Consider the following 14210-nt stretch of genomic DNA (forward strand, 5'->3'; position numbering starts at 1 on the left):
TCGTCTCGTATGAGCGAAACAACTGCGGTAGTGGCGGGCGCGTACGGGGGTCCCGAGGTCCTGTCGGTGATCGATGTCGCCGTCCCGGAGCCGAGGCCGAACGAGGTACGGATCACGGTCCGCGCGGCCGGCGTCAATCCCTTCGACTACAAGTCGTACAGCGGCGCCTTCGGTGTCGATCCGGAGAGACTGCCGGTGCGGCTCGGTGTCGAGGCGGCGGGCGTGGTGACAGCGGTCGGTGCCGACGCGATCGGCCCCGCGGGCCCGATCGCGGTGGGTGACGAAGTGATCACCTACACCGCGCCGGGCGCCTACGCCGCCGAAATCGTCGTGCCCGCCTCGTCCGTGGTGCCGAAGCCCGTCGCCCTGTCCTGGGAGCAGGCCGGCGGGCTGCTGGCCGCCGGGGTCACCGCCGTACACACGCTTGAGGCGGTCGGCCTGGGCAAGGGCGAGACGGTGCTGATCCACGGTGCCGCGGGAGGCGTCGGTCTCGTGGCCGTGCAGCTCGCGGTGGCACGCGGCGCGACGGTAGTGGCCACGGCGAGCCGGGCCAAGCACGACCTCCTGCGAGAGCTGGGAGCGATCCCGGTCGTCTACGGGCCGGGGCTGGCGGACAGGGTGCGCGCGGTGGCGCCGGAGGGCGTGCACGCGGCCGCCGATCTCGTGGGCACCGAGGAGGCGGTGGACGTCTCCGTGGAGCTCGTGCCGGACCGCTTGCGTATCGCCACCATCGCGGGCCACGAGCGCGGGGCTCGCGCGGGAATCAAGCTCCTGGGTGGTGTGCCGGGCGCGGATCCCGGTACCGAGATCCGCCAAGCCGCCCGCCTGCAGCTCACGGAAGCCGCGACAGCAGGCCGCCTGCGCATTGTGATCGCGGACAGCTACCCCCTGCGCGAGGCCGCCACCGCCCACCGCGAGATCATGGCCGGCCACACCACGGGAAAGATCGTCCTGGTCCCGTAACCCGTTCCTGTCCCCGCATTGCTGAAGCCACACCGCGAGCGGCCGCCCGCGCGACCACCGGTCCCGGTACGCGACGGATCGAGTGCGTGGGCGGCCTGCGACCAGTTCGTCAGGTGTCCATGTCCTGGTTCTTGGCGCTCCATTCGATCAGCGGATGCAGGACGCGCATCAGGCTGGCACCTTGTTCGGTGGGCCGGTACGTGATCTGGACCGGCGTCGTCGGTACCACGAGCCGCTCAATGAGTCGGTGGCCCTCGAGCTCACGCAGACGCTGGGACAGAAGGTGGTTCGAGATTCCGGGGATCCGCGCTCGGTAGTCGACGAATCGGCGCGCGCCCCGCATCGCCGCCAGGAGCACCGCGGCGCTCCACTTCTTGCCCACGATCTCGACCGAGCGCTGAAAACTGCGGCACACGTCGTCGTCGATGTGTTCGTAGCCTGCTTCCGGGCGGCTCTGGCCCGCGGTGGCGGAGGAGTCATCGGGCTGTCGGGGACCGGTCATACGGTCACGATACTGGAGCGTGTCACTTTTGATGACCTGGTCATGTCTTGCTTGTCGCCTGTGATCATCGCCGTGCAGCCTTGGCCCATGAACGCATACTCGGCCTGTCACCACGCGCTATGAACTACGGGCACCCGCTGAGGTTCGGGCTGCACCTGCCCTCCGACGCCGACTGCGGACCCGGCCGGTTGGCCGAAGTGGCGGGCCTGGCCGAGCAGTGGGGACTGGACTTGCTGGTCGTCCCGGCCGGAACCGCCGGCGACGATCTCGAACCGTCGACTGTGGCGGCCTGGATCGCCGGGGCTACGGTCTCTCTCGGACTGGTGCTGGAGGCACGCCCCGACACCCTCCATCCGGCGATGCTCGCGCGAGCCGTCGCGGGCCTGGACCGGCTCACCGAAGGCAGGGTCGAACTGGCTTTCCGGGCGGGCCCGTCAGCCGCCGCGTCCGGGACAGCCGATTCGGTCGCGGCACTGGGTGAGGCGATCGCCGTCGTCCGCGAGCTCTGGAATGTCCTCGACCGTGGCCTCGGCCGGTTCACCGGCCGCTTCTACCGTCTCGCGGGGGCTGAGAAGGCCGCGCCCGCGCACGACGTGCCGATCTCCGTGGACGGCCAGGGCCAGGACCTGCTCCGGCTGGTCGGACTGCGGGCTGACGAGTGGTCGACGGGGTGCGACGCCGCCACGCTGACGCAGGGCAACCGCGCAGTCGACGAGGCGGCGCGAGGGGCAGGCCGCGATCCCCGCGAGATCCGCAGACGGGTCACGATCCGCGGTGGCTTCGGCGAGCGGACAGGCAGGTTCACCGGGACCGCCGCGGACTGGGTGAACGACCTGCTGCCACTCGTCGTCGAGCACGGGGTGGGCACCATCGTGCTGGACACCGAGGAGCGAGACGTCGCGGCAGGCTTCGCGAGCGAGGTCGCCCCGGCCCTGCGGGCGGCCGTGGACGCGGTGCTTTTGCGCGGATGGTCGGGCGCGCGGGTCCGGCGGTCCGCCGTGCGCGCCAGGCGCCGACCGGGGATCGACTACGAGGGCGCTCCGCCGGAGATGGCCGAGGTCGTCGAGCCCGGTGATCCGGCCTACGCCCGGCTGCGGTCCGGATACCTGCGCGGCGGTGCGCCCGGCATCATCCTGCGGGCGGCGACGAACGAGCAGGTGACCCAGGCGCTCGCGTTCGCCCGCCGGCATCCCGGCGTGGCCCTGTCTCGGCGAAGCGCCGGACATGGGGTCTCCGGCCGCTCCACCAATGACGGCGGGATCGTCATCGACGTGTCACTGATGAATGCGATCGAGGTGCTCGACAGGAAGACACGCCGGGTGCGCATCGGCCCGGGTGCGCGCTGGGCCGAGGTGGCGGCCGCACTGGAGCCCTACGGCTGGGCATTGAGTTCGGGCGACTACGGGGGCGTCGGGGTGGGCGGCCTCGCCACGGCGGGGGGCATCGGGTACCTCGCGCGCGGGCACGGACTGACCATCGACCGCCTGCGGGCCGTGGAGATGGTGCTCGCGGACGGCTCCGTCGTGCGGGCCGACGATGTGGAGAACCCCGATCTCTTCTGGGCCGTGCGAGGGGCGGGCGCGAACTTCGGGATCGTCACTGCCTTCGAGTTCGAGGCCGACGACGTGGGCGCGGTCGCCTTCGCCCGGCTCACCCAGGACGCGAGCGACCTCGAGCGCTACCTCGTCGAGTGGGGCCGGGCGGTCGAGGACTCACCGCGAGACCTCACCAGCTTCGTCATCGTGCCGCCCCCGCGCGGCGGACGTCCGGCGCTCGCGGTGAGCCACACCATGGTCGACTCCTCGGACCCGGAGACCGTGCGCGCCCGGCTGGAGCCACTGGCCGCGATCTCCGCGATGTATGCCCAGGACATCGTCATCACCTCCTACGCGGCCGTGATGGACAACGCGAGCGACGACCCACCGGTCTCCCAGGGTGAACCGGTCTCACGCAGCGGGCTGCTCCGGCACGTGACCCCGCAGTTCGCTGCGGCGGCGGCTCAGATGATCCGCAGCGGCGCGATCGGATGGTTCCAGCTCCGCTCGGTCGGGGGCGCCGTCGCCGATGTTCCCGCGGACGCCACGGCCTACGCCCACCGCGACGCGAACTTCTCGCTGGTGGTGATGGGCGGTGCCGACGAGGTGGTCGACCGGGCCTGGGCCCGGCTGAGCCCTTTCCTCGACGGCCTCTACATCAGCTTCGAGTCCAGCCTCCGGCCCGAGCGGATCACCGCGGCCTGGCCCCCACGGACCCTCACGCGTCTGCGTGAGCTGAAGAGCGTCTACGACCCCGAGGGCGTGTTCGGCGACAACTTCGCCCTCACACCCGCCGCGAACCACCCCGGAGGAAGCACCCCATGAGCGACTACGGCCACGAACTGTGGTTCGGCAGCTTCATCACCCCCACCGCCCACCCGCCTCAGGCGCCGGTCGAGCTGGCCCAGACCTCCGAGAGGGCCGGCCTCGACCTGGTCAGCTTCCAGGACCACCCCTACCAGTCGGCGTTCCAGGACACCTGGACCCTGATGTCGTACGTCGCCGCACGCACCGAACGGATCCGGATCAGCGGCAACGTGCTGAGCCTTCCGCTGCGGCCCCCGGCCGTGCTGGCCCGCGCCGCCGCGAGCCTGGACCGGCTGACCGGCGGGCGAGTCGAACTGGGCATCGGCGCGGGCGCGTTCTGGGACGGCATCGTCGCGATGGGAGGCCGCCGGCTCGAACCGGCCCAGGCCGTGCGGGCGGTGGAGGAGGCCGTGGGCGTGATCCGAGGGCTGTGGGCCACCGACGAGACCGGTCCCCTCCGTGTCACCGGGGAGTTCTACACCGTGAACGGCGCCAAGCGCGGTCCGGCACCCGCCCATCGCATCCCGATCCGTATCGGTGCCTACAAGCCGCGCATGCTCCGGCTGACGGGCAGGATCGCCGACGGTTGGCTACCCTCCCTGGGTTTCCTGCCCGAGGGCCCGGCATCGCTGCGCGCGATGAACGAGCAGATCGACGAGGCCGCCTCCGCCGCCGGTCGGGAGCCCGCGGCGGTCAGCCGCCTGCTCAACCTGAGCGGCCGATTCACGTCCGGCGCCGGCGGCGGCCTGTTGCAGGGGACTCCCGGCGACTGGGCCGAACAGATCGCCGACCTCGCCCTGCAGTACGGCGTGTCCGGGTTCATCCTCGCCTCGGACGAGCCTGCCGACCTGAACCTCTTCGGTCACGAGGTCGCGCCGCGCGCCCGCGAACTCGTCCAGTCCGAACGCGTGACGTGATGCGGTGCGCGCGTGGCGGGCCCGGTGACCAAGCTGCGACAGGGGCAGCGCCGACGGAGCTGTTCGGACGCCGCGAGGAGACCGCGGTTCTCGACGGGCTGCTTACGCAGGCCCGCGGCGGGAGCGGTGGCGCGCTCGTAGTGTGGGGCGAGCCGGGTATCGGCAAGTCAGCTCTGCTTCGCCACGTGCATGGCCAGGCCGCGGACTTCGTCCGGCTGAGCCACTCGGCCACCCGGCCCGAGTCGGACCTGGCTTTCGCGGGGCTGCACGGGCTGCTGCGACCGCTGGCCGATCGTGTCGAGCTGCTGGCGACGGCCCAGGCCGCCGCTGTGCGTACCGCGCTCGGGCTGAGCGGTGAGCCGACGGACCGCCTGGTGGTCGGGGCGGCCGTGCTGTCGCTGCTCCGCGGACTCGCCGAGCGGCAGCCCGTGCTCGTCGTGGTGGACGACGGGCAGTGGCTCGACGAGGCCACCGCGCTGTGCCTGGGGTTCGTCGCCCGACGTGTGGGAGCGCATCCCGTGGTCGTCGTGCTCGCCGATCACAGCGATCCGGCTGGCCGGCCCTGGGAAGGCGTGGCCGACGTGCGGGTCGACGGCCTGAGCGACGAGAGCGCGCGGCAGCTTGTGGCGGCCGTGGCGCCGCTCACCGACGAGGCGACGACGCGGAGCATGGTCCGGGAGGCAGGGGGCAACCCCTTGGCGCTGCACGAACTGGCCACGCTTGGGGGCGACCTCGACGACGCCGAGCATCGCCGGAAGCGAGGACGACCGCCCGTCGGGCCGTGCCTGCAGCGGGCTTTCCGTGCCAGGATCGAGGCCCTGAGCCCTCCGGCGCAGTTGCTGACCGTGCTCGCGGCGGCCGAGGAGCACGGCGACCGGCTCACGGTGCAGCGGGCCGGACGTGCGTCGGGTGCCGGTGACGCCGTCTGGGAGGAAGTGACCAACGCGGGCCTGCTCCACGTGGCGGGCAACCGCGTCGGTTTCCGGCACCCGGTCGTGAGCAGAGCCGTCTACGAGGGCTGCGGTGCCGCGACGAGGCGCCGGGCTCACCGCGCCCTGGCCGCCACGATGCCGGACGAGGCGGAGGAGCGCGCATGGCATCTCGCCGCCCTGGCCCACGGACGCGATGAGGACGTCGCGCGGCTCCTCGAACGGACCGCCGTCCGCTCCCGGCTCCGCGGGGCCACGAACACGGCGGCACGGGCGTGGTGGCGGGCCGCCGAACTGTCGGCCGCACCGATCGACGCCTCACAACGCCTTGCCGAGGCGGCCAGGGCTTCCTGGGACGCCGGGTGGGCAGCCACGGCGGAGCGCCTGCTCGATGACGCGGAACGGCTGGCCCCCGGTGCTCACGTCGCCCGGCGGAGCCGGGGCCTGCGGGGGATCATGGAGTTCGCCCGGGGCATGCCCGAGATGGCGCACCACTTCCTGATCACCGACATGAAGCGCGTCCCGGAACCGGGAACGGCGCTGGAACTGGGCACGCTGGCCATGCGCGCCGCCTGGACCGTCGGACGCGGCGACCTGCGGGACAGAGCGCTGGAGCTGCTGCTCGAAGACGACGTCGCGGGCCGGACCGGATTACCCGGCACGCTTGCCTGGTGGAGCGACGACGTGTCCGCCGACGCGGCGCCGGCGGACACCCCCGACCTCGGTGATGCCGCCGCGCGGGTCCGTACGACCATCCTGCCGTTGCTGCCGCCGACACCCCTCGCCCTGGCCTGGGGGATCGACGAGCCGATGGCGGATGCGCTGCGCCGCCGGTTGCCGCGCCTGCGGCGGCGCAGCGAGCGCGCTCGGCTCGCCGCCGCCCTGGCCCAGACCGCGATGCTGGACAACGCTGCCGGCGGCTGGCCGCAAGCGGAGTCCTCGGCCGCGGAGGGACTGCGGCTGGCCCAGGACCTGGGTGCCGACCACATCGCCTCCCACTGCCGCACCAGCCTGGGCTGGCTCGCCGCGGCGCGTGGTGACGAACGCGCCGTCGCGGAGGCCACCGCCAGGACTCTGGAGACGTCACTCCCGCAGGGCGTCCGCGCGCTGAGCGCCGCCGCGTACTGGAACCGCGGCATGGCCTCGCTGTTTCGCGAGCGCCCCGAGGAAGCACTGGACATCCTGGTGCGCCTGACCGAGCCGGGCCATGGCGCGGAACACCCGACCTTCGCGCTCCTGGCCGCTCTCGACACGGCCGAGGCGGCCGTGCGCGTCGGCAGGAGCGACCTCGCGGACGAACGGGTACGGGTGCTCGAAGCCTGGGCGCGGCGCACGGGAGCGCCGTGGGCCCGCTGTGCCGCGCACGTCACGCGCGGGCTCCTCGGCGGCGCCCGGGCCGAGGGTGCCTTCCGGGCCGCACTCGACGTGCCGGGTGCCCGATCCCATGCGCTGCTCTACGCGCGCGCTCAGTTGTCCTACGGCGAGTGGTTGCGACGGGGCCGCCGACGGACCGATGCGCGCGTCCGGATCGGCGCCGCCTTGGAGGCGTTCGAGCGGCTCGGTGCCGAGCCGCTGCGCCAACGCGCGCAGCGCGAGCAGGACCTCACCGGAGCGCCGGGACGCCGGGGAAGCTCGGACACCAGGGCGATGAACCGGCTCACCGCCCAGGAACAGCGAGTCGCCGAACTGGCCGCCGAACAGCTTACGAATCGCGAGATCGGCGTACAGCTGCGGATCAGCCACCGCACCGTGGGCCACCACCTCGGGAACGTGTTCGCCAAGCTCGGCATCAACACCCGAACCGAGCTGAGCCACCTCCACGCCGGTTGTGAGCCACCGTGAGCACAGGGAGGCCGCGGCGGAGAGGGCGCGCGACGCCTCCGGCGGAAGTGACGGATTGCCCGCCCGATTCGCTCACCGGTCCTGATTTGTAGCGTCGCTGACGTTGTCCCGCGTACCCGCGGCGAAACGCCGTGCGACGCATGACGAGAGGTCACCTCATGCCCAAGTCCGAAAACCTGCCCCACACGCGCCACTACATCGACGGGCAGTGGCAGGACTCCAGTTCCCGCGGCGAGTCCCGCAGCCCCGCGACCAACGGCCTGCTCGGTACCTTCGCCGACGGCGGTGCGCGGGAGGCGAGGGCCGCCGTGGCCGCGGCCCGAAGGGCCTTCGACTCCACCGCCTGGTCCCGCGACCGTCACCGGCGTGCGGCAGCGCTGCACGAACTGGCCGACCGGCTCGAGCAGCGCAAGGACGAACTGATCACCCTCCTGGCGCGGGAGAACGGGAAAGTGCTTTCCGAGGCGGCCATCGAAGTCGAAGGCACCATCCCCAAGCTCCGCTACCACGCGGCGCTGGCCCTCACCGACCACGGCAGGGCCGGCGAAGTACGGCCCGGCATGTACTCGATGACCCTGCGCGAAGCCGCGGGCGTCGCCGCGGTGATCGTGCCGTGGAACTCACCGGTCATCCTCTCGGCGCGTTCCTTCGCACCCGCCCTGGCGGCCGGCTGCACCGTGGTCATGAAGATGCCGGCGCAGACCGGCCTGGTCAACGGAGTGCTGAGCGAGATCGTCGCCGACACGCCGAGCCTGGACCCGGGCGTGTTCAACGTCTTCACCGAGAGCGGCAACGCCGGGGCTCCGGAGCTGGTCTCCTCCCCGGACGTCGACGTGCTCAGCTACACCGGCTCCACCGCGGTCGGCCGCGTGATCATGGAACAGGCCGCCCCGACGCTGAAAACGCTGTCCATGGAGCTGGGCGGAAAGACGCCGATGCTCGTCTTCGACGACGCCGACCTGGACGCCGTCGTGCCCGTGCTCACCAAGGCCGTCACCATGTTCGCGGGCCAGTTCTGCATGACGGGCAGCCGGATACTGGTCCAGCGCGGCGTGGCGGACGAACTCCGGCGGCGGCTCGTCGCCGCCCTCGAAGCGGTCCGGGTCGGGCCCGGCGACGACCCCGCCAGCGAGATGGGCGCCATGATCGACGAAGGAAACGCCCAACGGGTCGAACAGACCGTGGCCGCCGCGGCCGACTACGCCACCGTCCTCGTGCGGGGCAAGCGGGACCGGGCGCTCCTCGGCCCGTCCCTGATCGAGGTCGCCGACGTGTCCTCGCCGATCGTGCAGCGCGAAGTGTTCGGGCCGGTCGCCACCTTCGAGGTGTTCGACTCCGAGGCCGACGCCGTCGCGCGTGCCAACGCCACCGAGTTCGGCCTGGCCGCGAGCATCTGGACCCGTGATGTCGACCGCCCCCTGCGCGTCGGCCGCGAACTGCAGGCCGGGACCGTCTGGACCAACACCTGGGCCATGATCCACGACCAGTTCGAGGAGGGCGGCTTCAAGCAGTCGGGAGTGGGCCGCCTGAACGGCATCCGCGGGATCGAGGAATTCCAGGAGACCAAGCACCTCGTGCATGTGGCACCGCAGCTCTGACAGCTCTCGACGGCGGAGTGAGAATCGATGACCGAGACGGACGACGTCGGCCCGGCCGACGTCACCCTGCTGACCGCGCGCGCTGTGGAACCCGGCTACGAGCAGGACTTCCGGGAGTGGTTCGGGCGGGTGACCGACACCGCCTCAGCGTTTCCCGGACACCTGGGGGACGGGTTGTTCCGGCCTGCCACGGCCGCCGGGCCATGGGTTCTGATCCACCGGTTCCGCGACCAGGAGTCCGCGCGGCACTGGACGACGTCACCTGAGCGGGCCGCACTGTTCGACCACTGCGAGGGCCATCATCAGAGCGAGGTGGCGCGTCGCGAACTCTCCGGAATGGAGACCCTGTTCACCACTGCGCACGACACGCCCACGACGGCGCCGCCTCGTTGGAAGATGGCGCTCGCCGCCTTCGCGGCCGTACTCCCGATCTCCCTGATCGGCAACGGTCTTCTGGGGCCGGCGCTCCGTGCTTGGCCGCTTGTGGCGCGGGTGCTGATGCTCGCGCTGCTTTTCAGTACGTTGATGACGTATCTGATGATGCCGGCTGTGACGCTCGTCCTGCGCCGTTGGCTCTATGCCGACAGCTCGACCGCGCGCGAGGGACCGACGCGATGACGCGGCGGCCCCGGGGCGGACCGCGCCGTCTTGCGGCTCGGCTTTCAGCGGGACAGTTCCATGATCTCCGGCACGGATCTCCCGCAGCGGCTGGTTGATCACGGTGGCGGGGTCGCATGCGGAGCCCCGGACGGGCACCACGACGGGAAGTACGCCGTCCGCGCGGCGGGCCGCCCGGCGTGCGCAACTCGACGAGCGCGGCCGGGACGCCGCCGGCGAGGGCGTTGATCACCGCTTGCGTGGCCTTCTTCCCGAGGGAGCGGTCGGGCTCGCGGTAAGCGGCATTCATGCGCTGGTGGATGCCCCAGGTCGCCTTGACCTCGACGTGCTCGAAGATGGCGAACAACGCCTCGAGGCGCGCGTGCTGGCAGAGTCCTTCGACACGGTGCGGGTCAGCTCTGCGTGATCAAGTCAGGGCTGGCTCGCGGATCGCCATCTCCTCGGGTCCTGCGGGAGTGCCTCTCCCGGGTTCAAAGAGGGGAGTTCATTCGGTCGGGCGGGACAGATGCTGCCGATGACCTGTTTCAGCGGCCCGTGTGATCGCCTCGAGTACCCGGTGGCGATCGAGTGCGACCGTGAAATCCGGCGCATCGGCGGTTCCGTCGCGGAGGTCGGCGGCGAACTGGGCGTAGAGGCGGGCGACCCCCGCTGCGGGTGCGTCGAGTTGCAGGTCGGGAGCCGCATAAGCGGGAGGGACCTGTAGCACTTGGGCAGGCTCGCTGCCGCGGCTCAGCGTGATGGTGAGATCGGTGAAATGGATGTAACCCGACGCCGACTCCACACGCACACTGCCCTCGGTGCCCTGGATCTCCCATACCAGCGCCGAGCCGGCAGACTGCCCGGCACTGTAGTGCAGCGAGGTGACGATCCCGCCATCGAGAACGCCGGCGACGACGATCTCATCCGGCGCGTCCTTCGGCAGCGTCGCGCCATCGGACAGGCGGACGCCGTCACCGCGCTGATTGGCGACGACGGCGGACAGACTCTCGAACGTGCCGAGCACGCGCGCAAGCGGTTCGAGCCCGTGGCCGAGCATGATGCTCAGCAGCGTGGCGCCATTCTTTGCGTGAGCCATGTACTCGACCGGCGGGTCATATCGGCCGGCCCACATGTCGTCGGACAAATGCGCTCGGATGCTCGTGCTGAGCGGCTTGCCGATCACGCCTTGCGCGATGAGGTCGCGAAGGAAGAGGATCGGCGGGTGCAGGCCGCCCTGCAACCCGACAACCGTCCGCAGCCGCCGCTCGCGGGCAAACCCCTCCAGCGCTTCGGCCTCCGACAGGTTTCTTGCGAGCGGCCATTCGCAATAAACCATCTTGCCCGCGGCCAGCGCGTCGGAAACGATCTTCTCGTGATCCGGCACCTTGACCGCGACCACCACCAGGTCGACCTCCGGTCGCACGACCAGAGCCTCATGAGTGTCGAAGGCGAGATCGGCGCCCAGCCGACGAGCGGTCGCGTTCGCGCTCTCCATACGAGTCGTACTGACGGCGCGGATCTGGAACGCGTCGAGCGCCTGCAGCGCCGGGACGTGAGCAATTCCGCCCCAACCCCGATCGGCACTGGCCCCGATAATACCGACGCCGATCTGGGTATGTGCTGAATTCGTCATGAGGATGCTCCTGCCATGTGCAGCCCGGAATCGCTCTCCGGGCTGCGTCACGATGATTCGTTTCCGGACACATGCGTGGGCACTCGGGCTCACCATGGCGAGCGAGCAATTATTGCCGTTCGCCATGGTGAGCCCGAGTGACCCAAGCGCTAGTTCTACACGTGAGCCCAGTGGGCCTCGAGTTCGCGCGCGACATCGGCCGCACGCTCTATCATCGGCCAGTGCGAGCTGCGCAGCTTGAAGACGGCACGTGCGCGTGTGGCATTACCGAGCTCGTCGGCGAAGCGGTGAGGAAGGAACGGATCGTCCAGGCCCCAGATCACTAGCGCTGGTGCGGTCACCTTGCTCAGACCTGGCTTCCACTCCGCCCCGACCTCGATCGCCGAACGGTAAAGGGCGAGAATGCTTGCCCTCATAGTGGCATCGATATGCCGGACCGCTTCGTCTGCCGCGTCGCGCGGCATCTGCGCCTCGTTGAGACTTGCTGCGAACTCCTCGAGGTCGAGGTCCGCCATCCACTGCTCGCCCTCGCCCGGCGTTTGCCAGATCTTGGCAAGATAGTGCCACGGATACTCCGGATCGATGGGGCCGCTGATGCCTGTCCATGTCCGCACCAGTTCCGGTCGGACCGACGCGAGACGGCCCGTGAGCAGAGACCCCCAGTCATGACCGACCAGGTCGACGGGTTCGCCGATTTCCTCGATCCTCTCAATGAGCCAATCGAGATACTCTTCCTTCGTCGACGTGAATCCCTCTGGCAGGGGGACGCCAAACCCGGGGAGATCGATCGTCAAAATATCTTCGCGCTGAAGATGGGAACGGACGGTGTCCCAAAGCCGGTGGGTATCAGGTACACCATGAACGAGGACTGCAGGCATTTCGGATTCTCCAGTTGCTTGTTGTCGTGGTTGAAATGGTCGGTCGGCCGAGTCAGGGAAGGAGGATGACTTTGCCGTGGGTGTGGCCCGTGGCGACGAGGCGATGAGCGTCCGCGGCCTCGTCGAGTGGGAAGCTCCGGCCGATGCGTGCGGTCCATGCGCCGGCGGCGATCAGATTCAGGGCTTCCTGGACAGGGCCGCGGTCGCGGTTCCCGCTGCCCCCGGGGCTGAATACGACGCCGTGCAGTGCGGCATCGCGGTCGGCGAGCGTCACGATCCGGTCGGGGCCGCCGAGAAGATCGACGAGGGCGGGAAGGAGCCCCTTGCCGGCGGTGTCGAGCGCGGCGTCGACCCCGCCCGGAGCGGCGGCACGGATGCGATCGACCAGGCCCGGGCCGTGGGCGACAGGGGTCGCTCCGAGACTCCTGACGAAGTCGGCGTTGTCAGTTCCGGCGACGCCGATCACCGTCACGCCGCGCTGTCGCGCGAACTGCACGGCGGCGCCGCCCAGAGCACCGCTCGCGCCGGTGACCACGAGCGTCTCACCCGGGCGAATGTTCAGAAGCCCGAGAGCCCTCGCCGCGTTGTCGGCGCCGATGACAGTAGCCGCGGCCTCCTCGAAGGAAACGCCGTAGGGGATCGTCGCGAAGTTGCTGCTGACCGTGTACTCGGCGTACGAGCCCTGGGTGGCGGAGTCCGGCCACCCGGCGACGCGGTCGCCGACCACGCCCTCGTCGACGCCCGGGCCGACCGCCTCGACGACGCCGGCGAATTCGAATCCGATGATGGCGGGAGCACGCAGGCGGAACACTCCGGCGCGTGCCTGGATCTCCGCCGGGTTCACCCCCGCGGCGTGAACCCGCACCAGTACCTGACCCGGACCCGGCAGCGGTCGCGGAGCCTCCGCAACCCGCAACACGGAGGGTTCGCCGAACGAGGTGATGACGACGGCTTTCATGATGATCCTTCTCGTATACAAGGGTTTGCTCGCACCGTTCAGAACGGTGTCAGGTCAGGAAGACCGGAGGATTCTCGCCCCGCAGGCGGTAGTCGGGCCGGGGCCGTTCGAGGCGGATCGATTCCAGCACGGTGTACGCGTGGTACTTGGTCTGGGTGGTGGCTCCCGCCAGCCGTTCCCACCAGAGCCGGCCGTCGCTCGTCTCCTTCTCGAGGACGTGGCGGGTGGTGTAGTTCGCCATGGAGCTGATCCAGTTCTCGGTACCGACGAAGATCCTGTCCCAGCCGGTGCCGGTCACTATGTCGACGAGCGCATCCGAGCGGCTGAACCGTTCGACCGCCGCAGTCGCCCCCTCGAGCACGTCGGTGAAGTACTCCACGCACAGCTTCACCTGCTCGTAGGTGCCGTAATGCATGTGGTGCCCGCCGACGAAGTAGTCGAAGTCGTATTCGAGGATCTGGGACTGAGCCTCGTACCAGCCGGAGATGTTCTGCGAGGCGTCGCAGTGCATGAACGTGACGCTTCCCGGACTGACGATGTCCACGGCCGTGAGCACCTTCTGCCGCGGTGCGTAGATGAAGATGTTGCCGGGGCAGTGGTTCTCTCCCCTGTAGGAGAGCTGCAGGCTCACGCCGCCCACTTCGAGGACGAGTTCGTCGTCGAACGTCCTCGTCGGCAGGGGGCGCTTCGGGTCGGGGAAGCGCTCCAGGAGTTCCTTGGTGATGCGGTGGGCGACGATCTCGACGTCGGGACCGAAGACGGAGGCTGCGCCGATGTGATCGGCGTGCCAGTGGCTGTAGATGACGTGGGTCACCGGTCGGTCGGTGACGTCCTCGATCGCCGCCAGCATGTTCTCGCCCAGCGTCGGGGGTGCGTCGATCGCGACCACGCCCTCCTCGGTCACCACGAACGCGGCGTCGTAGCCGGCACTGGTGACCCAGTAGAAGCCGCCGCGCAGTTCTTCCACGTGGTAGCCGTACTTCTGGAAGTGCTCGCTCTGGAAATACGGGGGGTTATAGTCCGCGGGGTCCAACGGGTCGTCCGCCCCCGC

The 14210-nt window shown here is 70.2% G+C and carries 11 protein-coding genes and 1 pseudogene; 6 read left to right on the forward strand and 6 right to left on the reverse strand.

Annotated features, from left to right (window positions below):
• Positions 1 to 30: 30 nt before the first annotated feature.
• Complete coding sequence (locus ACH4D3_RS00770) at positions 31 to 963, forward strand: zinc-binding alcohol dehydrogenase family protein (protein ID WP_398316596.1); 933 nt, start codon at positions 31 to 33, stop codon at positions 961 to 963.
• 109 nt (positions 964 to 1072) lie between these two features.
• Here ACH4D3_RS00770 and ACH4D3_RS00775 read toward each other — a convergent pair whose 3' ends face one another.
• The gene (locus ACH4D3_RS00775; protein ID WP_003977857.1) at positions 1073 to 1465 is read right to left on the reverse strand and encodes a helix-turn-helix domain-containing protein; all 393 of its coding nucleotides are present in this window, start codon (positions 1463 to 1465) and stop codon (positions 1073 to 1075) included.
• Between the two features lie 119 nt (positions 1466 to 1584).
• Between ACH4D3_RS00775 and ACH4D3_RS00780 the strand changes: the two genes are divergently transcribed.
• The 5 genes from ACH4D3_RS00780 to ACH4D3_RS00800 all read left to right on the forward strand — a co-directional run bounded on the left by ACH4D3_RS00780 (position 1585) and on the right by ACH4D3_RS00800 (position 9711).
• The gene (locus ACH4D3_RS00780) at positions 1585 to 3825 is read left to right on the forward strand and encodes an FAD-binding protein (RefSeq protein WP_398314918.1); all 2241 of its coding nucleotides are present in this window, start codon (positions 1585 to 1587) and stop codon (positions 3823 to 3825) included.
• Positions 3822 to 4724: an LLM class flavin-dependent oxidoreductase gene (locus tag ACH4D3_RS00785; RefSeq protein ID WP_030869077.1), complete on the forward strand. Its 903-nt coding sequence runs from the start codon at positions 3822 to 3824 to the stop codon at positions 4722 to 4724. The genes ACH4D3_RS00780 and ACH4D3_RS00785 overlap by 4 nt, the downstream gene beginning before the upstream one ends.
• Positions 4724 to 7495, forward strand: a complete 2772-nt coding sequence (locus ACH4D3_RS00790; protein ID WP_398314920.1) for an ATP-binding protein — start codon at positions 4724 to 4726, stop codon at positions 7493 to 7495. Before ACH4D3_RS00785 ends, ACH4D3_RS00790 begins: the two co-directional genes overlap by 1 nt.
• A 158-nt stretch (positions 7496 to 7653) precedes the next feature.
• A complete protein-coding gene (locus ACH4D3_RS00795; protein ID WP_398314922.1) occupies positions 7654 to 9093 on the forward strand; it encodes an aldehyde dehydrogenase family protein in 1440 nt (479 codons plus the stop codon).
• 27 nt (positions 9094 to 9120) lie between these two features.
• Complete coding sequence (locus ACH4D3_RS00800; RefSeq protein ID WP_398314924.1) at positions 9121 to 9711, forward strand: antibiotic biosynthesis monooxygenase; 591 nt, start codon at positions 9121 to 9123, stop codon at positions 9709 to 9711.
• A gap of 172 nt (positions 9712 to 9883) precedes the next feature.
• On the opposite strand, the pseudogene ACH4D3_RS00805 reads toward ACH4D3_RS00800, so the two are convergent.
• The 5 genes and pseudogenes from ACH4D3_RS00805 to ACH4D3_RS00825 all read right to left on the reverse strand — a co-directional run.
• Positions 9884 to 10078: pseudogene (locus ACH4D3_RS00805) on the reverse strand (ISL3 family transposase); the annotation flags it as partial.
• 117 nt (positions 10079 to 10195) lie between these two features.
• A complete protein-coding gene (locus ACH4D3_RS00810; RefSeq protein ID WP_398314926.1) occupies positions 10196 to 11323 on the reverse strand; it encodes a Gfo/Idh/MocA family protein in 1128 nt (375 codons plus the stop codon).
• Between the two features lie 155 nt (positions 11324 to 11478).
• On the reverse strand, positions 11479 to 12201 hold the full coding sequence (locus ACH4D3_RS00815) for an alpha/beta fold hydrolase (protein WP_388527896.1): 723 nt from the start codon (positions 12199 to 12201) through the stop codon (positions 11479 to 11481).
• Between the two features lie 52 nt (positions 12202 to 12253).
• Positions 12254 to 13159 carry an NADP-dependent oxidoreductase gene (locus ACH4D3_RS00820; RefSeq protein ID WP_398314928.1) on the reverse strand — a complete coding sequence of 302 codons (906 nt, stop codon included), beginning with the start codon at positions 13157 to 13159 and terminating at the stop codon, positions 12254 to 12256.
• Between the two features lie 49 nt (positions 13160 to 13208).
• Complete coding sequence (locus tag ACH4D3_RS00825) at positions 13209 to 14192, reverse strand: MBL fold metallo-hydrolase (RefSeq protein WP_398314930.1); 984 nt, start codon at positions 14190 to 14192, stop codon at positions 13209 to 13211.
• Positions 14193 to 14210 lie beyond the last annotated feature (18 nt).

Origin of the sequence: Streptomyces sp. NPDC018026 (assembly GCF_044327745.1) — a bacterium.
Classification (GTDB): domain Bacteria; phylum Actinomycetota; class Actinomycetes; order Streptomycetales; family Streptomycetaceae; genus Streptomyces; species Streptomyces rubrogriseus.